Origin of the sequence: Alcanivorax sp. S6407 (assembly GCF_023016115.1) — a bacterium.
Classification (GTDB): Bacteria; Pseudomonadota; Gammaproteobacteria; order Pseudomonadales; family Alcanivoracaceae; genus Alcanivorax.
This window is the reverse complement of the sequence record NZ_JALKBH010000003.1, coordinates 124,131-144,695: the sequence shown is the minus strand read 5'-3', so window position 1 is coordinate 144,695 and position 20,565 is coordinate 124,131. Positions and strand designations below refer to the sequence as shown.

At 59.2% G+C, this 20,565-nt stretch carries 14 protein-coding genes and 2 tRNA genes; 9 read left to right on the top strand and 7 right to left on the bottom strand.

The window, feature by feature from the left end; translation table 11 throughout:
• Nucleotides 1-89: 89 nt before the first annotated feature.
• The 3 genes from relA (at nucleotide 90) to MWU49_RS09425 (ending at nucleotide 4,534) form a co-directional block, all read left to right on the top strand.
• Complete coding sequence (relA, locus tag MWU49_RS09435; RefSeq protein ID WP_246971096.1) at nucleotides 90-2,327, top strand: GTP diphosphokinase; 2,238 nt, start codon at nucleotides 90-92, stop codon at nucleotides 2,325-2,327.
• Between the two features lie 160 nt (nucleotides 2,328-2,487).
• Nucleotides 2,488-3,270, top strand: coding sequence for a nucleoside triphosphate pyrophosphohydrolase (gene mazG / locus MWU49_RS09430; protein ID WP_246971094.1), 783 nt, complete (start codon nucleotides 2,488-2,490; stop codon nucleotides 3,268-3,270).
• Between the two features lie 175 nt (nucleotides 3,271-3,445).
• Nucleotides 3,446-4,534, top strand: coding sequence for a porin (locus MWU49_RS09425; RefSeq protein ID WP_246971091.1), 1,089 nt, complete (start codon nucleotides 3,446-3,448; stop codon nucleotides 4,532-4,534).
• 433 nt (nucleotides 4,535-4,967) lie between these two features.
• Here MWU49_RS09425 and MWU49_RS09420 read toward each other — a convergent pair whose 3' ends face one another.
• From MWU49_RS09420 to MWU49_RS09390, 7 genes are all read right to left on the bottom strand, one after another.
• Nucleotides 4,968-6,797: a long-chain-acyl-CoA synthetase gene (locus tag MWU49_RS09420; RefSeq protein ID WP_246971089.1), complete on the bottom strand. Its 1,830-nt coding sequence runs from the start codon at nucleotides 6,795-6,797 to the stop codon at nucleotides 4,968-4,970.
• A 243-nt stretch (nucleotides 6,798-7,040) separates the two neighbouring features.
• Nucleotides 7,041-9,005 (bottom strand): acetyl/propionyl/methylcrotonyl-CoA carboxylase subunit alpha, encoded by a 1,965-nt coding sequence (locus MWU49_RS09415; protein WP_246971087.1) that lies wholly within the window; start codon nucleotides 9,003-9,005, stop codon nucleotides 7,041-7,043.
• 144 nt (nucleotides 9,006-9,149) lie between these two features.
• Nucleotides 9,150-9,956, bottom strand: coding sequence for an enoyl-CoA hydratase-related protein (locus MWU49_RS09410; RefSeq protein ID WP_246971084.1), 807 nt, complete (start codon nucleotides 9,954-9,956; stop codon nucleotides 9,150-9,152).
• Nucleotides 9,957-10,164: 208 nt separating this feature from the next.
• Nucleotides 10,165-11,322 carry an acyl-CoA dehydrogenase family protein gene (locus tag MWU49_RS09405; protein ID WP_246971082.1) on the bottom strand — a complete coding sequence of 386 codons (1,158 nt, stop codon included), beginning with the start codon at nucleotides 11,320-11,322 and terminating at the stop codon, nucleotides 10,165-10,167.
• 179 nt (nucleotides 11,323-11,501) lie between these two features.
• Entirely contained in the window at nucleotides 11,502-13,112 is a 1,611-nt protein-coding gene (locus MWU49_RS09400; RefSeq protein ID WP_246971080.1) for an acyl-CoA carboxylase subunit beta, read from the bottom strand.
• Entirely contained in the window at nucleotides 13,112-13,981 is an 870-nt protein-coding gene (locus MWU49_RS09395; RefSeq protein ID WP_246971078.1) for an SDR family oxidoreductase, read from the bottom strand. Before MWU49_RS09395 ends, MWU49_RS09400 begins: the two co-directional genes overlap by 1 nt.
• A 61-nt stretch (nucleotides 13,982-14,042) precedes the next feature.
• A complete protein-coding gene (locus MWU49_RS09390; RefSeq protein WP_246971075.1) occupies nucleotides 14,043-15,848 on the bottom strand; it encodes an acyclic terpene utilization AtuA family protein in 1,806 nt (601 codons plus the stop codon).
• Between the two features lie 264 nt (nucleotides 15,849-16,112).
• On the opposite strand from MWU49_RS09390, the gene MWU49_RS09385 reads away from it, so the two are divergent.
• The 6 genes from MWU49_RS09385 (at nucleotide 16,113) to MWU49_RS09360 (ending at nucleotide 20,559) form a co-directional block, all read left to right on the top strand.
• A complete protein-coding gene (locus MWU49_RS09385; RefSeq protein WP_246971073.1) occupies nucleotides 16,113-16,706 on the top strand; it encodes a TetR/AcrR family transcriptional regulator in 594 nt (197 codons plus the stop codon).
• Nucleotides 16,703-16,891, top strand: coding sequence for a hypothetical protein (locus MWU49_RS09380; protein ID WP_246971071.1), 189 nt, complete (start codon nucleotides 16,703-16,705; stop codon nucleotides 16,889-16,891). The genes MWU49_RS09385 and MWU49_RS09380 overlap by 4 nt, the downstream gene beginning before the upstream one ends.
• 270 nt (nucleotides 16,892-17,161) lie before the next feature.
• Nucleotides 17,162-17,237 (top strand) — tRNA-Val (locus MWU49_RS09375).
• A gap of 19 nt (nucleotides 17,238-17,256) precedes the next feature.
• Nucleotides 17,257-17,333 (top strand) — tRNA-Asp (locus MWU49_RS09370).
• A 683-nt stretch (nucleotides 17,334-18,016) separates the two neighbouring features.
• Entirely contained in the window at nucleotides 18,017-19,375 is a 1,359-nt protein-coding gene (locus tag MWU49_RS09365) for a hypothetical protein (RefSeq protein WP_246971069.1), read from the top strand.
• 110 nt (nucleotides 19,376-19,485) lie between these two features.
• Nucleotides 19,486-20,559 (top strand): cyclic nucleotide-binding domain-containing protein, encoded by a 1,074-nt coding sequence (locus tag MWU49_RS09360; protein ID WP_246971067.1) that lies wholly within the window; start codon nucleotides 19,486-19,488, stop codon nucleotides 20,557-20,559.
• The last annotated feature ends 6 nt before the right edge of the window (nucleotides 20,560-20,565 follow it).

Here is a 20,565-nt window from a genome sequence, read left to right as displayed (position 1 = left end):
CGCCGGACGCCTGATGCCGGACGCCTGACGCGTAGTGTTCTTCAGCGTCAGGCGTCATGCGTCGCGCGTCCAGCGCCTCGGAGAGACAAATGGTAACTGTTCGTCGACAGCCCGAAGGGGCGGCCAGTCACTGGCGTGACTGGCTGGCCCAGCTGGAAGCCCGGGCGCCGCTGCGTAACCGTGAGCAGCTGGAGCAGGCCTGTGAACGGGCCGAGCAATGTCAGCAAGCGGGTGAAGCCGCCGGGCGTCACTGGCCCTACGGCAAGGGCTGTCTGGATATCGGCCTGGAAATGGCCGAAGTGCTGGTGGATCTGGGTGCGGATACGGACGTGTTGCCGTCCGCCATCCTCTACCGGTCGGTCCGTGAAGGGCAGATCTCCCTGGTAGAAGTGGAGAAGGAATTCGGACCGGATCTGGCCCGCCTGATCGAGGGCGTGCTGCGCATGGCGGCGATCAGTACCTCTCTGAATCCCACCCGCAAGGCGGTGCTTGGCCAGCAGGATGGTCAGCTCGACAACATGCGCAAGATGCTGGTGGCCATGGTGGACGACGTCCGCGTGGCACTGGTCAAGCTGGCGGAACGGACCGTTATCATCCGTGCGGTGAAGGAAGCCGAGCCTGATCGGCAGCGCAAGGTCGCCCAGGAAATCTTCGATATCTATGCCCCGCTGGCCCATCGCTTGGGGGTAGGGCAGCTGAAGTGGGAGCTGGAGGATCTGTCCTTCCGCTACCTGCAACCCGGTGCCTACAAGAAGATTGCGAAACTGCTGGACGAGAAGCGGCTGGATCGCGAGCAGTACATTCAGGATGTGCTGGAACAGCTGCGCGGCTATCTGGACAAGAACGGTATCAAGGGTGCGGAAGTACATGGCCGCGCCAAGCATATCTACAGCATCTGGCGGAAAATGCAGAAGAAGCATCTGGACTTCGGTGAAGTCTACGATGTGCGTGCGGTGCGTATCCTGGTACCGGAAGTCCGTGATTGTTATGGCGTGCTGGGTATCGTGCATTCCCTGTGGAAGCACGTGCCCAAGGAATTCGATGATTACATTGCCAGCCCCAAGGGTAACGGTTACCAGAGCCTGCACACCGCGGTAGTTGGCCCGGAGCGCAAGATGCTGGAGGTGCAGATTCGTACCTTCGACATGCATGAAGAAGCGGAGCTGGGTGTCTGCGCGCACTGGCGCTACAAGGAAGGCGCCAAGAAGGGCAAGGGTGGCGTCAGCGATTACGAGCAGCGTATCGCCTGGTTGCGGCAGGTGCTGGAGTGGCATGAAGAGCTGGGTGAAGACAGCCCGGATGCCATGGTCGACGAGCTGCGTCACGGCATGGCCAGCGACCGGGTCTATGTGTTCACCCCGGAAGGCCATGTGGTGGATCTGGAATCGGGCTCTACCCCGGTAGATTTCGCCTATCACATCCACACCGAAGTCGGGCATCGTTGTCGCGGTGCCAAGGTGAACGGCCATATCGTGCCGCTCAACTACACCCTCAACACTGGCGAGCAGGTGTCGATCCTGACGGCCAAGGAGGGCGGTCCCAGCCGCGACTGGCTGACCCCGTCGCTGGGCTATGTGGCCAGTTCCTCTGCCCGCGCCCGTATCCAGCAATGGTTCAAGAAACAGGACCGTGATGTGCACATCACCCAGGGCCGGGCCATTCTCGAGAAAGAGATCTCCCGCCTGGCGCTGGACAAGGTGGATCTGGAAGAGCTCGCCCCGCATCTGAACCTGAAGAGCGGTGAGGACGTGCTGGCGGCGCTGGGAGCGGGCGATCTGCGTCCCGGCCATGTGGTCAATCAGGTGCAGGCCCTGCAGCCAGACAGCAGCCAGCAGGAACTGGATTTTGTCCCGTCCCGTCCCAAGGCGACCCAGACTGGCGATGTGACCATTCAGGGCGTGGGCAACCTGCTCACCCACATGGCCAAGTGCTGTCAGCCGGTACCAGGTGACCAGGTGATGGGGTTCATTACCCAGGGCCGTGGCGTTACCGTGCACCGGGCCGATTGTGAAAAGCTGCTGGCCATGCAGAGCGAAGATCCCAACCGGGTCATCGAAGTCAGCTGGGGCGAAGCCGACCGCATTACCTATCCGGTGGATATCTTCCTGCGCGCCTGGGATCGCCAGGGCCTGCTCAAGGATGTCATTGCGGTACTGGCCAACGAAAAGGTCAACGTCACCGCGGTGCACACCCAGTCCCACCAGGACGACAACACCGCCACCATGCTACTCACCCTGGAAATCGCCTCCCTGGGCAACCTGGGCAAGGTGCTGGCCAAGATGGATCAGCTCAAGGGTGTGCTTGAGGTGCGGCGCTATAAAAAATAGTGAACAGTTAACAGTGAATAGTTAACAGTTCGCGAGCGCGTGTTCTCTTTGCTGAAAGCAGGGGGCCGCGCCCGGGGTTTGGGCGCGGCGTAAAGCCATGAAGAATGACCGGCGAGTGATCGCTCCGCTGTTCACTATTCACTGTTAACTGTTCACTGCTATGTCTGACTCGCCAATCTCTCAGCTCCTTTCCATCATGGCCCAGCTACGCGACCCCGAGTCTGGCTGCCCGTGGGATATCAAGCAGGACTTTGATTCCATCGCGCCATATACCATCGAAGAAGCGTTTGAGGTGGCGGAGGCGATTGCGCAGCGGGATTACCCGGAGTTGAAGGAAGAGCTGGGTGACTTGTTGTTACAGGTGGTCTTTCACTCGCAGATGGCGCGGGAGCAGGGGCTGTTTGATTTCAATGAGGTGGTGCAGGTGCTGTGCGACAAGATGATTCGTCGCCACCCCCATGTTTTTGCGGATGACCCGGCGGCGGACGAGCAGGCCGTGAAGGTGAACTGGGAGCAGATCAAGCAGCAGGAGCGCGCCGCCAAGGGACGCGAGCATGACAGTGCCCTGGATGGCGTGCCTGCGGGCATGCCGGCCTTGCAGCGTGCTGCCAAGATTCAGAAAAAGGCCGCTCGGGTGGGATTCGACTGGCCGGATGTCGAACCGGTGCGGGAACAGGTGAATCTGGAGCTGGCGGAACTGGATGAGGCGCTGCACAACGGTCACAAAGATGCCATCGAAGATGAACTCGGGGATGTCATATTTACCTTGGTCAACCTCTCCCGGCACCTGAAAATTGACCCCGAACAGGCCTTGCGAAAATCCACGGCCAAGTTTGAAAGGCGCTTTCGCACCATGGAGCGAAATAATGCTAACCCATTGAATTCTCTGGGTGTGGAGGCTCTGGAGCAGGCTTGGAAAGCTGCGAAAAAAACTGCAGATTGACCGGTTTTGCCCCCTTCAGGTTCCACTGAAATAAAAACTTCACATAAGAGCAACTTTTCCGTCATTACCCCTCCCCATACTGCGCAGCCAAGCAGTTAATCAATGCTTTTAAGACAAAGCATCAGTCACGCTGCTGCTTTGCCAATTACATATTGCCTGATTGAGGAGTGTTGGAATGAAGAAGAATTTGCTTGCGATCGCTGTGGGGGCTGCCGTTGCCATGCCTGTTGTAGCTCTGGCTGACGGTCCGACCGTTTACGGTAAAGTTAACGTTTCTCTGGAAAACAGCACTGACGAAGTGGAAGCGCTGTTTGACTACCTGGACGGTGCCGCCGTACCGACCATCGAAGAAGCCAACACCGCCATCAGCGATGCTGAAGATGTGTGGGCCCTGAACAGCAACGCCTCTCGCCTGGGTGTGAAAGGTGATTTTGATCTGGACGTGGCCAACCTGAAAGCTATCTACCAGCTGGAATATGAAATTGCCGTAGACGACGGTGATGCAGTATTCAAGCAGCGTAACATCTTCGGTGGTTTCAAAGGCGCCTTCGGTACCCTGAAAGCCGGTATGTTCGACACCCCCACCAAGAAAGCCCAGGGCAAGATCGATCAGTTCAATGATATCGGTGGCGATATCAAGAACATCCTGTCCGGTGAAAACCGTTCCAAGAACATCATCCAGTACAGCACTCCTGCGCTGGCTGACATCGTGACCCTGAACGCCGCTTTCATCCCGGCTGAAGGCGCGGATCTGGACAACGACGGCAAGCCGGAAACTGGCCTGGCCGATACCCTGTCTGTGTCCCTGGTAGCCGAAAAAGACCTGTTCTTCGGTGCCATCTCCCACGACAGCGACATGGTAGACGAGCTGTCTGTCGATGAGACTGGCAACAGCACCACCATCGACATTACCCGTGTGGCCGTTGGCCTGAAGCCGGGCAACTTCGAATTTGGTGCCCTGTACCAGATGGCTGAAGAAACCGAGTCCCTGCCGGGTGTCGACAAAGGTGAAGAAACCTCTGTTGTCCTGAGCGGCGCCATGAAGATTGACCGTGTGAAGCTGAAGGCCCAGTACGGCATGACCGAAGGCGACGTGTTGAAGGACGAGCTGACTCAGTGGAGCCTGGGTGCTGACTACAAGCTGGCCAAAGCCTCCAAGGTTTACGCCTACTACAGCAACCTGGAACTGGCCATCGACGACGCCCCGGGTCTGGACGATCCGATTGCTGATACCTTCGGCATCGGTATGGAACACAAGTTCTAAAATAATAAGGCCGGGGTCTTCGTCACTGAGGAACCCCGGCCATGATTTCCTCGACGCAAGTGACAGCTGCCCGCCTTTTGGCGGGCTTTTTTTGTTGCCGCTCTGCGGCTGCGTCACGCTTCACGCAACAGGCATCACGCAAAACCTGAAATGCGTCGCACCTCTCTCCGTAGTAGCCTGCCCACAGGTACCTTTTTCCGCTGTGGGAGTTTGCTTGCAAACGAAGCCTTTCCCAACCTTTACCAAAACCGTTTCGCGCGCCAGCCTGCTCGCACGGTGCGGCTTCTCCCGGTTTTGCCTTTAGCATGCTGCGTGAAGCGCGATGCCTCTTGCGCCCGCGAAGCGGGTAACAAAAAAGCCGCACCCAATTGGGCGCGGCTCTTTTGTGGCATACCTGAGCGTGTTGCCTCAGGCGTGATGCTTGCAGCGTATCCTAGAAACGGTAAGCGCCGCCGTCGATGCCTTTCTGGGTCTCTTCGTCCAGACGCTGATAGCAGCTTTCGCCGGGCAGGAGCACATACACCGGGTTGTCCTGCTGGGCCAGATCGTACTTCTGATCTTTCAGCTTGTTCTTCTGGTGCTTGAAGGTACCGGTGGTTTCCATTTCCTGCTCGTTGATGCGCAGGAATACCGGGATGGCGTAGGCGGGCAGTTCCTGCTTCAGGTAGGCACACAGCCCCTGATAGTCAAACTCCTCGTGGGAGCAGGTCATGCGTACCTGGGCCATGCCGGCGCGGCCGTTGGTGTTGGGGATTTCCACTCCATAGACCACGGATTCCTGGATGCCGTCGAAGCCATCCAGAATCTGCTCCACCTCGGTGGTTGACACGTTCTCGCCTTTCCAGCGGAAGGTGTCACCCAGGCGATCCACGAACTGGGCATGGCGGAAGCCGATGTCACGCATCATGTCACCGGTGTTGAACCAGGCATCACCTTTCTTGAACACATCACGGAAGATGGACTTCTCGGTCTTTTCCGGATCGGTGTAGCCGTCGAAGGGGGTCTTGTCGGTGATTTCACCGAGCATCAGGCCCGCTTCGCCGCGCTTCACCTTGATCATGTTGCCGTTGCTGTTGCGGACCGGCTCTTCGCGTTCCTTGTCGTATTTGACGATGGCATAGCTCACCGGGGAGAAGCCCACGGTGTTGTCAAAGTTGAATACGTTGGAGAACGCCACGTTGCCTTCAGAGGAGGCATACAGCTCGACCACGCGGTCGATGCCGAAACGCTGCTTGAAGTCTTTCCAGATGCTCGGGCGCAGGCCGTTGCCGACGATGGTGTGGATCTGGTTGTCCTGATCGTTGGGCTTTTCCGGCTGCTCGTGCAGGTAGCGACAGAGTTCACCCACGTAACCGAAGGCGGTGCAGTTATAGCGACGGATGTCGTCCCAGAAACCACTGGCTGAGAACTTGCGGGCGATGACCAGGGAGCCGGCGTTGGCAATGGCCGAGGCCCAGCACACCACCATGCCGGTGGCATGGTAGAAGGGCAGGGTGGTGTAGATGCGATCGTTCTTGCCAAGGCGTACAGCAGAGAAACCAAAGCCGCCGTAGGCTTTTTCCCAGCGCCCGTGGTTGAACACTACCGCCTTTGGCAGGCCGGTGGTGCCTGAGGTGTAGATGTAGAACAGCGGATCCTTGAGGAAGGTCTGCTTGGTAGAGGCCGGATTCTCGCTGGAGCAATCCTTGATTTCGGTGGCCAGGTTCTTGTAACCCTCAGGGGCGTCGCCCGGGTTTTCCAGGGTGTCCTGATCCGCGAAGTAGAAGAAGTTGTCTTTCAGGTCCAGATCCGCACGGACTTCTTCAATGGCATCCACCAGTTCGGCGCCAACGATGGCGGCCTTGGGGTTGACCAGATTGAAGGAGTGGATCAGCACCTTGCCGCGCTGGGAGGTATTGATCAGGGCGGCGCAAATACCCAGCTTGGCACAGCCCACAACGGTGGCCAGCAACTCCGGGCGGTTCTCGATGTTGACCGCGATGGTGTCGCCTTTCTTCAGGCCGATGGAAGCCAGATAGTCAGCAATACGGTTGGCCCAGGCGTTGAACTGCTTGTAGGTCAGTTCGGTGTCCTGATAGAGCACGGCGGCGCCGTTGGGGTTGATGCTGGTGGCATGCTCGATGGCAACACCCAGACCAAGAGGCTTGCGGGTGTCGGTGGTCTTGGCCATCCGCGAACCTTTCACCATGGCAGGGAGGTTGGAGACCAGCTCGGGAACCCGGGACAAAATCTGGGGCAACGTAATGATGTCTGCGCTGCTCATGGACGCTCCATTCTTGTGTGTTCTTGGTAAGGCCGGAGAAGTCTGAGGGGAAACAGTGCCCTGACCGAGTGGGCATAACTGTGTCACCCTGACGTCTCGGTCAGGCCCTGGAAATTGGCAAGCGGGGCGCTTACCTTAACCGCAGCACCAGGGCAGGGCAAGTTGACAGCCCCCTTCCAGCCCACGAAACACGGGGGCTGGAAGGTTTTGGCCCAAAATGCACGGCCGATATTTGCGTCATTATCACGCAATGGCCGAAGCGCTGTCTGTGGCTGTCAGGTTAACCAGTATTTGTTGACGTTTAACCTGATCACCCGCTTTCAGGGACAGGGATTCCACCACGCCGTCGCAGTCAGCCTTGAGGCTGTGCTCCATTTTCATGGCCTCCAGGGTGACCAGCACCTGCCCCTTGCTGACCGTGTCGCCGGCCTGCACCAGCACCTCCACGATGGCGCCATCCATCGGCGCGCGGATCTGGCCGGAGCCGGCCTGTTCCGCACCGCCCACGGCCACATGGGTGCGGTCCTCGAAACAGGCGGTGTGGCCCATGAAAGTCAGCCACAGCTGGCCCTCATGCTGATAAATCTGATAGTCGCGGCTGATGCCGTCCACACTGATGCGGCCGCTGGCAGTTTCTGCCAGACAAAGGGTGGTGTCGCCCAGGGTGACGTCCACCCGGTCTCCCTGATAGTGCAGGGAAACAGCCTTTTCCTCGCCCTGGCAGCCCAGTTGTAGCGGCTGCTGGCCTACCGAGCTGGAGTGCCAGCCGGCCAGCGCGGGGTGGGCCTTGTGCTGCCGACTCAGCAGCAGCGCGGCCAGTGCCCACAGGCTGTCAGGCACGGCGGTGTCGCTGAGGCTGGTGTCACTGGCAAAGTCGTTGCCGATAAAGGCGGTAGTGGCCTCGCCGTTGGCGAACACCGGGTGGCGTAGAATGGCCGCCAGGTAGCGGCGATTATCCTTCACTCCCATCAGGCCGGTGTCCTCCACCGCGCGGATCAGGCGTCGCCGGGCATCGTCGCGGGTATCGCCCCAGGCGATGATCTTGGCCAGCATGGGGTCATAGTGGCTGCCAATCTCCTGGCCTTCTACCAGCCCGTGGTCAATGCGCACGCCATCGCCCCGGGCAGGCTGCCACTGCAGCACCGGACCGGTCTGGGGCATGTAATTCTGTGCCGGGTCTTCGGCGTACAGGCGCACTTCCATGGCATGGCCGGTCAGCGTGACCTGTTCCTGGCTGAGCGGCAGGGCCTCTCCGCGGGCCACCTTGATTTGCCATGCCACCAGATCCTGACCGGTAACCAGCTCGGTAACGGGATGCTCCACCTGCAGGCGGGTGTTCATTTCCAGGAAATAGAACTCGCCATTGGGGGCGAGCAGGAACTCCACCGTGCCTGCGCCAACATAGTTGCAGGCCTTGGCGGCGTTCACGGCAGCCTCGCCCATTTGCTGTCGCAGCGCTTCGCTGACGACGGGGGAGGGGGCTTCTTCCACCACCTTCTGGTGACGGCGCTGCACAGAGCAGTCGCGTTCGCCCAGATGAATCACATTGCCATGGCGATCGCCGAACACCTGAATCTCCACATGACGGGGTTCCATCACCGCGCGTTCCAGGATCAATTCGTCACTGCCAAAAGCACTGGCGGCTTCCTGCCGGGCACTCTTCAGTTGGGCGGGGATCTCACTGGCATCGGTGACTACGCGCATGCCGCGGCCACCGCCCCCGGCGCTGGCCTTGATCATCAGTGGCAAACCAATGCGTTCAGCTTCTTTCAACAGGGTGGCGTCACTCTGGTCCTCACCTTCGTAGCCGGGAATGCAGGGTACGCCAGCTTCGATCATGGCGATCTTGGAAAGACGTTTGGAGCCCATCAGGTGAATGGCGTCTTCGTCCGGGCCGATAAAGGTAATGCCGGCATCCTTGCAGGCCCGGGCAAAGCCCGCATTCTCGGACAGGAATCCGTAACCCGGGTGCACCGCATCGGCACCGGTTTTCCGGCAGGCTTCCAGCAGTGCCTCTACATTCAGGTAAGAGGCGGCGGCCTGGGCAGGTCCGATACACACGGCTTCGTCGGCCATCAATACATGACGGGCCCCGGCATCCGGTTCGGAGTACACAGCCACCGTCCGATAGCCCAGCGACTGGGCGGTATGGATAACCCGGCAGGCAATTTCGCCACGGTTGGCAATCAGGATTTTTTCAAAGCTCATTGTGTTTCCTTACCGGTCAGCCGGCCGGTGGTCTAAATACTTTTCACCACAGAGGGCACAGAGTCCAAAGAGCGGGATTGCTCCACCAGGCAGTACCAAATTTTTTTACTCTGTGTGCTCTGTGACCTCTGTGGTAAATCAGGATCATTGATTCCAGCTTGCCGGACGTTTTTGCACGAAGGCCATGGTGCCCTCCTGGCCTTCCTCGCCGTTAACGGCGGCGGCGAAGTCGATGGCGGCCTGATCGAGCAGGGTATCCATGGCTTCATGGCCTACCTTGAGAACCAGCGCTTTGGTCACCCGGTTGGCATGGGGCGCACAGCGGCGCACCGCCTTGAGGGTGTTGGCCAGAGCGGCTTCCAGTGCAGCCTCGTCATTGGCGACTTCATGGACAATGCCGAGACGCAGAGCCTCTTCGCCCTTGAAACGCACCCCGGTCAACGCCAGCCGGCGTGCCTGGGTCAGACCGATTCGTTCCACCACGAAGGGGGCGATTTGCGCGGGGATCACACCCAGGCCGGTCTCTGGCAGACCAAAGGTGGCCTCGCTATGGGCAAGTGCCACATCGGAAATACAGGCCAGCCCGAAACCGCCGCCCAGCACCGCGCCTTCCAGCACCGTGATCACCACCTGGGGCTGTTGATTGGCCGCAGTAATCATTTCGCCAAAGCGACGGTTGAGGCTCACATAGGCGTCGCCATTGCCTTGCGCGGCCTGTTGGCGAGCACCGGCCATATCCTTGATGTCGCCACCGGCGCAGAAGTGGCCGCCGGCTCCGCGCAGCACAATGGCGCGGATAGCCAGGTCGTCCTTCACCGCCTCGAACACTGCCATCAACTCGTTGACCATGGTCAGGCTCATGGCATTACGGCTGTCAGGACGGTTCAGGGTGACGTGCAGCACCGGCCCGTCCAGGTTGAGGTTGAGTGTTTCGGTTGTGGGTAAAGTCATAAATCCTCTCTATAGAGCCGCTGCCGAAGTGCCACTTGAGGCGCAATTGCTGAGACGAAAGCTTCAAGCTACAAGCTTCAACGCGGTCGAGGCTTTGGCTGTTTTGAGCCGCCTTGCCCGCGCTTAATGATTGGTGCGCGGCCAAAGCGTACAAATTCACAGGTGCCTAATCCGCGCCTTGCAGCTTGAAGCTTGTAGCTTGCTCCTGTTATTTCTTCTTGCCCGGCAGGATGTCCATGGTCTTGCAGATAATCCCGAGCATCACTTCATCCGCGCCGCCGCCGATGGAGCCGAGGCGGCCATCGCGGTAGAGTTGGCCGGCGGGGTTTTCCCACATGAAGCCGTTACCGCCCCAGTACTGCAGGCAGCTGTCGGCCACTTCGCGGCTCAGGCGGCCCACTTTCAGTTTGGCCATGGAGGCCAGCTGCAACACATCCTTGCCACCCACATACATTTCACAGGCGCGATAGGTGAGGGCGCGCAGGGCTTCCACTTCGGTCTGCAGTTCGGCGAGACGGAAATGCACGCTCTGGTTATCGATCAGCGGCATGCCGAAGATTTCACGATCCTTGGCGTAGGCGATGGTTTCGTCGATCACATGCTGCATGCCCATCAGGCTGTTGGCCGCGGCGAACAGGCGCTCTTCCTGGAACTGCATCATCTGCATCATGAAGCCCATGCCTTCCTGGCCGATCAGGTTGCGCTGCGGCACACGAACGTTGTCGAAGAACACCTGGGCGGTTTCGGTGGAGCGCATGCCAAGCTTGTTGAGCGGCTTGTCCACGGTGATGCCGGCCGCATCACGGGGCACCACGATCAGGGATTTGTTGACGTGGGGCTTGTCGTCGGAGGTGCAGGCCAGCAGACAGAAAAAGTCGGCGCTGGGGGAGTTGGTGATCCACATCTTGGTGCCGTTGATCACATAGTCGTCACCATCTTTTTTCGCGCTGGTGCGGGTGTTGGCAACATCCGAACCGGCATGGGGCTCGGACACCGCAATGGACGCCACCATGTCTCCGGCGATAGCGGGTGCCAGATAGTTGCGGCGCAGTTCGTCACTGCCGAAACGGGCCAGTGCCGGGGTGGCCATGTCGGTCTGCACGCCTACTGCCAACGGTACACCGCCGCAGTGAACCCGGCCCATCTCTTCACTCATTACCAGACCGTAGGAATAATCCAGCCCCATGCCGCCAAACTCTTCGGGCTTGGTCACCCCCAGCAGGCCCAGATCGCCCATCTTCTTGAAAACCTCATGAATCGGAAAACGCCCGGCGTCCTCCCACTCACGCACATGGGGGTTCAGTTCCTTCTCCACAAAATTGCGGACGGTACGGCGAAGTTCTTCGTGTTCCTGAGTGAAAATCATTGGAAGCGTCCTGTTGTTTGGCTCGGTTTGCCGAGCGCTTCTTGATCTGTCGTTGTTTATGAATTTAGTGGTTGAGTGAACAGTTAAGAGTTAACAGTGAACAGCGAAGTCAAAACCTGTAAGAGCCCGCGAGCCCGGGGTTTCGCTGTTAACTGTTCACTATTCACTGTTAACTGCCTCTAAAGTCTTGCCACCCCGAACGCATTCGGGTGCAGCTGCCGCTGGTCGGCGTCGGCACAGACATCCAGTGCGTAGGCCACGACCTTGCGGGTGTCTCTGGGGTCGATGATGCCGTCATCCCAGAGTCGTGCGGTGCCGTAGAGGGCGGTGGACTGGCTGTCCAGTTTCTGCGCCGTGCTTTGCTGCAGCATCTCCAGCACTTTTTCATCGGGCTCAATGCCGGCGGCGCGTTGCTTGGCTTCGGCCACAATACGCAGCACGGTGCCAGCTTGTTGGCCACCCATCACGGCCACCTTTGAATTGGGCCAGGCAAAGATGAAACGCGGGTCCAGGCCGCGACCGCACATGGCGTAGTTACCTGCCCCGTAGGAGCCGCCAATGACCACGGAGATCTTCGGTACGCGGGCGTTGGCCACCGCCTGCAGCATTTTGGAACCATGCTTGATGACGCCATTCTGTTCGGCATCGGTACCCACCATGAAGCCGGTGGTGTTGTGAAGAAACAGTAGAGGGCGGCGGGTCTGGTCGCATAGCTGAATGAACTGTGCGGCCTTGGCGGCACCGCGGGGGGTGATCGGGCCGTTGTTACCGATGATGCCCACGGGCTTGCCTTCGATAGTGCTCCAGCCACACACCGTGGCGTTGTCCCACTCGCTCTTGAAATCCAGGAATTCGGAGCCGTCGACGATACGGGCAATGACTTCACGCACGTCGTAGGGTTTTTTGGAATCTGCCGGAATGACGCCGAGCAGTTCTTCCGGGTCGTAGGCGGGTTCCTGATGGTCGGGGGCAGACTCTGCTGTGCGCTGCCAGCCCAGCATCTTCATCAGTTCGCGGGCCTGGCGAATGCCATCGGCATCATTCTCCACCAGATACTCGGCGGTACCGGCGATACCGGCGTGCATTTCTGCGCCGCCCAGTTCTTCATCGGTGGCGACTTCGCCGGTGGCGGCTTTCAGCAGGGGAGGGCCGGCCAGGAACATCTTTGCGCGGTTGCGTACCACGATCACGTAATCGGAGAGCCCTGGCTGATAGGCGCCACCCGCCGTGGCGTTGCCATGCACCACCGTGATTTGCGGTACGCCAGCGGCGGACAGTCTCGCCTGATTGGCAAAGGTGCGGGCGCCTTCCACAAACACGTCGGCGGCATAGTTCAGGTTGGCGCCGCCGGACTCGGACAGGCTCACCACCGGCAACTTGTTCTCCAGAGCGATGCGCTGCAGGCGCAGGGTCTTGTGCAGGCCCGACGGCGTAACGGTGCCACCCTTGATGGCCGAGTTGGAGGCGGTGACCAGACAGCGTACTCCGGACACATAGCCGATGCCGGCGATGACGCCGCCGCCGGCTTCGGTACCGTCCTTGTCGTCGTGCATCTTGAAACCGGCCAGATTCATCAGGCTCAGGAACGGGGAGCCGGGATCCAGCAGCCGGGAGATGCGCTCATTGGGCAACAACTGGCCACGCTTCTCAAACTTCGGGCGCTTGCTCTCGGTGGCGTCCATCACGGTTTGTTCGATACCGCGGAATTCCGCCACGGCCGCCAGCAGGGCATCGCGGTTCTGGCGGTATTCCTCGCTCTGGGTATCCAGTGCAGATTCGATAACAGACATTAGAGATCCTTGAACACATCCGGGGTGGAGGCACGGTGGAAGCCGTCGAACGGTTGGCTCTTGTCGTGGGCCGGTAGCGGAAAGATGGCGATGTTGCCCTGGCTGGCGGCTCCATCGATGCGCAGGGTGTCGCCACTGATAAAGGCGGCGGCATCGCTGAGCAGGAAACAGATAGCACCGGACACCTCGGACTCGTTGCCCATGCGCTGTAGCGGCACGGCGGCCTTTAGGGTCTTGAGGGTCTGCTTGAACCCTTCCGGGTAGGTGTCCATGCCACTGGACATGATCCAGCCCGGCGCCACGGCGTTAACCCGTACTCCGCAGCTGCCCCATTCATAGGCTGCCGTCTGGGTGAAATTCACCATGCCGGCACGGGCGGCGCCGGAGTGCCCCATGCCGGGCATGCCGCCCCACATGTCGGCGACGATATTGACGATGGCGCCGCCGTTGCGGTTCATGCCCTGGGTGAACACTTCCCTGGCCATCAGAAAGCCGCCGGTCAGGTTGGTGCGCACCACGGTTTCCCAGCCTTTCTGATTAATCAGGGCCAGGGGGCTGGGGAACTGGCCGCCGGCGTTATTCACCAGACCGTGCACAACCTCAACGGCCTTGTAGACCTCGGCCACGGTGGCCTTGACCACTTCCTCGTCACGGATGTCGCAGGCGAAGCCGATGGCTTGTCCGCCATCTTCTTCGATCTCGGCTATCACCGTGTCCAGCTTTTCCTGCTTGCGTCCGATCAGTACTACCCGGGCGCCGAGGGAGGCCAGCTCATGGGCGGTACAACGACCGATGCCGGATCCGCCACCGGTGACGATGATGTTCTTGCCGGCGAACAGGTCGGGTTTGAAAACGGAGCGATATGACATCTTTTAGTCCTTGAAGTCCTGAAGCGCAGCACGCATCACGCGGAATGCATCACGCAAAAAATTAGTGGTTTGGATCAGCTTCTGAAGCCTGCAGACGTTGTGCAATGTCCTTGCTGACCGGGATGGGCATATCCAGCAACTGCTGGGCGAAGGCCTTGCCCTGCGGATCAATGCGCAGGGAGGCAATACCGCCGCCGCCCAGCGCATTCTTCAGCAGGAAGTTGAAGGCATTCATGCCCGGCATGGCCCAGCGGCTGACGCTGCCGCTATCCGGGTCGATCACGTGCTGCATGTAGTTGGCAACGCTTTGTTCGGTCAGCGCCGCATTGATAAAGGGCAGATACTCGGGCTGGCGGGCAATGACACCGATATTGGCGTGGTTGCCCTTGTCGCCACTACGTGCCCAGGCCAGCTTGACCAGAGGAACAGTGACATCGCCATCGGCCAGATCCAGTGTCGCGTCGGCAGGCAGTTGAGTTACGTCGAACGGCTGACCAGCGGGAATACTCACGGGTACCGTTTCTCCATTCACATCCACGGTGACGGGAACGAGGCTTTTGTTCACCAGTGTCGAGAACAGACGAATGCGAGGGAATGGCTTGGGTCGGCCGCCGACCAGGCCGGACAGGCCCGGCGCCATGCCGGTGGCGGCCTGGGCAATTTCGCGGGCAAACAGACCCAGTGCTTTCCTGTCATCGTGCAGGGCGGCGATCTTGACCACCACTTCGCGGGTATCGCTGCGCAAGGCCTGGGAACCATAGGTACTTTCGCTGCCGAGAATTTCCACGCTGGTTTCCCGGAAGGGGGCCATACCCAGCTGCTGGAACAGGCCGCTGACCTTTTTCAGGATGGCATTGGCAACAACGCGCCCTTTCTCAGGCGCATCGATGCCTCCCATCAGAAAAGAGGCGGTAATCTTGTTGCCATCCGGGTAGGTGGCGGACACCTTGTAGTTGTCGGTGGGGGCGCGGCCGCGGGCACCGCTGACGCTGACCCGGTTTGCGCCCACCTGCTCCAGTTGCACGCCAGTAAAGTCGCACACCACATCCGGGAGCAGATAAGCACGGGGATCGCCAATTTCGTAGACGATCTGCTCGCCCACCGTGGCCGGCGTGATCAGACCGCCGGTGTTGTCCGGCTTGCTGATAATGAAGTGGCCATCGGCATGGCATTCGGCGATGGGGAAACCCATGTTGTGAAAGTCGGGCACCTCGCGCCAGTCGGTGAAGTTGCCGCCGGTACATTGGGCGCCGCATTCGATCACATGGCCGGCCAGTGAGCCCTGGGCCAGCTTGTCGTAGTCGTCTTCCGCCCAGCCGAACTCATGCATCAGTGGGCCCAGCACCAGCACCGAATCGGCGATTCGCCCGGTGAGTACAATATCGGCCCCGGCATCCAGTGCCGCCTTGATCGGCAGGGCCCCCAGATAGGCATTCATGGTCAGGGTCATGGGGGGCAGGGGAGTGCCGGTGTCCATTTCAGTGGCATCGGCAAATTCGTTGCGGCGCGGGTTTAGATCATCCCCTTCCACCAGGGCGATGTTCATCTCCACACCCGCTTCAGCAAACGCCTTTTGCAGAGCGTCGCGACAGGCCCGCGGATTCACCCCACCGGCATTACTGATCACCTTGATCTTTTTGGCCTTGATGTCCTTCGCCAGCGGCGCCATCACGTTGTTGACGAAGTCATGGGCGTAGCCGGCAGAAGGGTCTTTCATCCGCGCCCCGGCCATGATCGACAGGGTCACCTCGGCCAGGTAGTCGAAGACCAGATAATCAATGTCCGCCTGCTTGACCAGCTGAAAGGCCGCAGTATTGGTGTCGCCCCAGAAACCGGCGGCACAGCCGATGCGAATCGGATCGGTCATGTTGGCTCCATTTGCCTGTTTGAGCATGGTCTCGTAAGCTACCAAGCAAGCGCTTGGTTTGTAAAGAGCCGCTGCACGTAACATGCTTCACGCAACAACGCGATGATGTGTTTGTGGTTTGCTGGCAGCCCCTTGTCGCGAACCGGCTTTGGGGCGCGGCCGTGACATTTGAGGTCCTTGTCGCGGTCATGCCGTGTTGCAGCTTGAAGCTTGCAGCTTGTAACTGTCCTGAGATAATGCGCGGCTTAATAGAAGAGGGTAACAATGGCTGAATCACTGGCAATCAATGGAATCGATGATTCTCCTCGCGGGCGGTTGCTCAGTGCGGCGGCGCACCTGTTCCGGGACAAGGGGTTTGACCGGACCACAGTGCGGGATATTGCTGCGGCGGTGGGTATTCAGAGCGGTTCGATCTTTCATCATTTCAAGACCAAGGAAGATATCCTCTATGCGGTGATGGAGGAGGTGATTCATTTCAATACCGCCCGTCTTCAGCAGGCGGTGGCCAGTGAAAGCACGGCAGAAGGGCAGTTGCGAGCGCTGATTCGTGCCGAGCTGCAATCCATTGTCGGCGATACTGCCGAGGCCATGACGGTGATGGTGACCGAGTGGCGCTGCCTGAGTGAGGACAAGCAGCGCAAGGCCCTTGCCCTGCGCAGCATCTATGAGCAGCTGTGGCTGGATGCTCTCAATGCCCTCCATGCCGAGGGGGCCATGAAAGATGATCCCTTCATCATGCGTCGGCTGCTCACCGGCATGACCGGCTGGACCCCCAACTGGTTCGACCGCGACGGGCCCCTCAGTCTGGATGACCTGGCCGACATCATGCTGGCCAGAATCATTGGTGAAAAACCATGATTGGCAACGCCATGGCCTGGGGCCACACCGGCTACACCATCCTTGAAGAGGGTGAGCTCAATCGCCAGACCTGGGCCCTGGATATCCACCACTACCTGATCGCCAAACCTAACGGCGACCCGGTGCCCGGGCGCTATACGCTGGAAGAGGCAAAAGCGAAGATCGAGGCCCTGGAGAAAGAATAGCTACAAGCAGCAAGCTACAACGCGATCAAGTGTCAGGTTTGTAGAGAAAGGATGCTGTCGCGAACCGGGCTTGAGCGCGGCGATAATCTTGGAAAATCCTTCGGCGGATAAGCCGTGTTGCAGCTTGAAGCTTGCAGCTTGCTCCTTTTTTGGCCGTTTCGACCAATTTGTAGGCAAACGATCATTTTTCTGAAAAAAGCCGTTGACACCCCCGGCCCAATCCCTAAAATGGCGCCCACTTCGCAGCGACGCGCAAGCGACGCAAGCAAGGGGTGATTAGCTCAGCTGGGAGAGCATCTGCCTTACAAGCAGAGGGTCGGCGGTTCGATCCCGTCATCACCCACCAAATTCCGAAAGGAATATGTGGAGCGGTAGTTCAGTTGGTTAGAATACCGGCCTGTCACGCCGGGGGTCGCGGGTTCGAGTCCCGTCCGCTCCGCCACTATTTCGCAATAAAGGCTCTCCGAAAGGAGGGCCTTTTTTGTTTCAGGAGATGCTGCACGCACCACGCTTCACGCAGCACGCCCGCTTTTTCCTGCCGTTGTCTTGCCTTTGATCTTCCCGTGTTGCGTAAAGCGTGCTGCCTGTTGCGTCTCTTAATGAACTTGTCACGTTTCCCCTGTCTAATCCTTCTCACAACATGTGAAAAGACCAAACCAAAAGAAGGAAGAAACAATGGAAGAGCTGTTTGAAGAGCGCCTGGAAGAGCGCCAGATGATGGAAAGCCTGGAAGAATGGCTGGAAGAAGATGGTTGGGCTGACGACGGCGAGGAACTTTAATCCTCCCGTCCCCGTCCTGAAATCCTGCCCCTGATCCCCCTCCCGTCTTTCCTGTATCTCCCCTGATCCTGCTCCACTGGCCCCGTGTTTAAAAGAATCAGATTCACCTGATGCATTTTTTCACATAAGTCTCACAACGTGATCCCGGTTGCGGTTGCAGGGATTCCTCTGCGGCATGCTAGAGGGTCAACGAATGTGCTTTTTTTTGCGAGCCATTCAGGTCACACTTCAGTTTTGGGGCTGACTATAATTGGCAGCATTCTGACTCTGGGCGTCACTTTTTGGGTGGGGCGCCGTCTGGGTCGGTAGCCACTTACAATAATTTCAGGGAAAGGAAAGGCGCACATGTCTGCATCTGCAGTGACCTCCGAAGCCATTCTGTTTTTTGACCATCGGGGCATCAGCAAGAGCATGCTGTACTCGGATTTCGAGGCGATTCTCGATGGCATGGTTGGGGTGCCTGAGTTCGCGGACAAGGAAATGCGTGGTGCCTACTGCCTGGTGGACGGGCGCCTGAGAGTGCGCGCCATCGTGCTGTTCACCATCGATTTCGATGAAGATGGCATGGCCGACACCACCTGGAATGTGCCCCTGCGACATCTCGCCGAACACGGTGCCCAGGGCCCGGATATGGGGGCTGGGCCCATCCGGCTGGCCTGCCGCAGCCAGTGTCCGGTGGCCTGGCATCAGGATCAGTTGTGGGATCCGGGCATGAAGCCGGGCAGTAACGACTTTATCGCTATCCGTGATCTGATCCGCGAACGCGGGCCCAAGATGGGCCTGGAAATCGACGATGACATGGACACCTCTGCGCCGACTTCGCCTCCGGTGCTGCCCACCATCACTGCAGATGATGAAGACGCCCGCAAGAAGGATGATGAAGAGCGTGTCCGTCTGGCACGGATCATCAAGGAGTTGCGCCTGCGGGTGCAGACGCTGGAAAACTCCCAGAGTGAGGAAGTGGCCAAGCTGCGTTATGCCGCCCAGCAGAAAGAAGAAATTCTCAATGCCCAGCTGGAAAAGGTGCTGGGCCAGTTCAAGACCCTCAAAGCCCAGAGCGGTGCCCTGCGAGAGCAGAATGATTCCCTCAAGGCCCAGGTGATGAGCCTGAACAAGAGCCTGGAGGAGCAGAGCCACCAGAGCGCCAATCAGGGGAGCGAACTGGAAGTGCTCACCGAGCAGTACAAGCTGGCCCTGGAGCAGCGGCTTGAGGAAGAGCGTGCCAAGCTGTCCGAGGAGATCCATGCCAAGGAAATGGACGTGCTCACCCGTGATGACCTGATCAGCCAGCAGAAGGAAGAGATTGCCGAGCTCAAGCGTAACCAGACCCGTGAAGCCAGCTCTGGCGCCCAGAAGGTGCTGGAAAAGCTGGAAGACCTGGGGTTGAGCTTTATCGCCTTCCACCCGGGGGCAGGGCATATCTCCATCCCGGCGGACCAGATTGCCGAATACATGGAAAATCCGGTGGCCTTTGCGGCGCGCAAGTGTCTGGTCACCGAGGATCACTACCGCGCCTGGCTGGCCCACTACGAAAACCCGGTGTGTCAGGTCAGCGCCGGTGTTGAGGGGCAGGTGTGCGGCAAGCGGGTGATCCGTGTGGAAGTGCCCAACCAGTTCAAGCCGGGCGTCTCCGACCGTAATGCCAATCGCTGCCCCAACTGCCGCAATGACTCTGCCATCGACAATGTGCTGAAGTTTCGGTAAACAAAAACTGTGAACCAGTTCCCTCAAAGGCGGAAGTGGTCGGCTTTTTGCAGTAGTTAGTCTGGATATAACCAGAAAACGCGTGATCAAAAAGACCGGGAGCGGCAGTTATGGCGCGAGAATCCATTGATAAAAGCCTTTTGCAGACGTTTGTGCCAGTAAATGCCCTGTCTGGCGACCAGCTGGATTGGCTGCTGGATCAGCAAGAGGTGTGCCGCTATGTGTCAGGTGATGTCCTTTTTTCGTTAGGTGACGAGGACAACACCACGATTTACCTGCTCAGCGGCAAGGTGGAGCTCACCGACGAAAACGGCAACACCGAAGTGGTCAGCGCCGGCGATTCCGCCTCCTGGCACCCCCTGGATCATGCTCAGCCCCGCCGCAGCACTGCCCGCGCGATCAGCGAAGTCAGTGTGGTCCGGTTCGACAGCTTCCGTCTGGATACCATCCTGTCCTGGGACCAGTCTGCTGGTTACGTGATTCTTGATATCAATGCCAACTCGGCCTACCAGAACGACCGCGAGTGGATGATCCGTCTGCTGCGTTCCAAGCTGTTTCACCGCGTGCCGCCCACCAATATCCTGGAAATCTTCCGTCGCCTGCGCGCATTCCGCCAGAAAGAAGGCGATGTGATCATTCGCCAGGGGGAGGCCGCAGATTGCTGCTACATCCTCAAGGAAGGCGTCTGTGAGGTGGCGGTGAGCATGGGTGACAGCGAGCCCACCCCGGTGGCCATGCTGGAAGAAGGGCAGTGGTTCGGTGAGGAGGCGCTGCTGTCCGGCAAGCCCCGTAATGCCACCGTGACCATGGCCACCGATGGCGTGCTGATGCGTCTGGATCGCAAGGATTTCGATGCCCTGTTGCGCGAGCCGATCATCAATACCCTGCCGGTGGATCAGGTGCAGGACGCCATCGAGAAAGGCGCCACCTGGCTGGATGTGCGCACCAGCGATGAATTCGACCAGGGGCACCTGGAGGGTGCCTCCAACATGCCGCTCAACGTTTTGCGGCTGAAATCCCGTCTTTTGGACCCATCCCGCACCTATGTGGCCTACTGTGACACCGGAAGACGTAGCGCAACCGCGGCATTTTTGTTAAAAAACGCCGGCCTGGATGTGATCGTCCTGGATGGCGGCCTGAATGCCAATGCTGCTACCCTGAACGAGAGCATGACCCAGGGGTGATCGCTG

Bases quoted from the DNA above. Each gene is read 5' to 3' on its own strand.
- relA (WP_246971096.1), top strand. From the start codon at position 90: ATGGTAACTGTTCGTCGACAGCCCGAAGGGGCGGCCAGTCACTGGCGT.
- mazG (WP_246971094.1), top strand. From the start codon at position 2,488: ATGTCTGACTCGCCAATCTCTCAGCTCCTTTCCATCATGGCCCAGCTA.
- MWU49_RS09425 (WP_246971091.1), top strand. From the start codon at position 3,446: ATGAAGAAGAATTTGCTTGCGATCGCTGTGGGGGCTGCCGTTGCCATG.
- MWU49_RS09420 (WP_246971089.1), bottom strand. From the start codon at position 6,797: ATGAGCAGCGCAGACATCATTACGTTGCCCCAGATTTTGTCCCGGGTT.
- MWU49_RS09415 (WP_246971087.1), bottom strand. From the start codon at position 9,005: ATGAGCTTTGAAAAAATCCTGATTGCCAACCGTGGCGAAATTGCCTGC.
- MWU49_RS09410 (WP_246971084.1), bottom strand. From the start codon at position 9,956: ATGACTTTACCCACAACCGAAACACTCAACCTCAACCTGGACGGGCCG.
- MWU49_RS09405 (WP_246971082.1), bottom strand. From the start codon at position 11,322: ATGATTTTCACTCAGGAACACGAAGAACTTCGCCGTACCGTCCGCAAT.
- MWU49_RS09400 (WP_246971080.1), bottom strand. From the start codon at position 13,112: ATGTCTGTTATCGAATCTGCACTGGATACCCAGAGCGAGGAATACCGC.
- MWU49_RS09395 (WP_246971078.1), bottom strand. From the start codon at position 13,981: ATGTCATATCGCTCCGTTTTCAAACCCGACCTGTTCGCCGGCAAGAAC.
- MWU49_RS09390 (WP_246971075.1), bottom strand. From the start codon at position 15,848: ATGACCGATCCGATTCGCATCGGCTGTGCCGCCGGTTTCTGGGGCGAC.
- MWU49_RS09385 (WP_246971073.1), top strand. From the start codon at position 16,113: ATGGCTGAATCACTGGCAATCAATGGAATCGATGATTCTCCTCGCGGG.
- MWU49_RS09380 (WP_246971071.1), top strand. From the start codon at position 16,703: ATGATTGGCAACGCCATGGCCTGGGGCCACACCGGCTACACCATCCTT.
- MWU49_RS09365 (WP_246971069.1), top strand. From the start codon at position 18,017: ATGTCTGCATCTGCAGTGACCTCCGAAGCCATTCTGTTTTTTGACCAT.
- MWU49_RS09360 (WP_246971067.1), top strand. From the start codon at position 19,486: ATGGCGCGAGAATCCATTGATAAAAGCCTTTTGCAGACGTTTGTGCCA.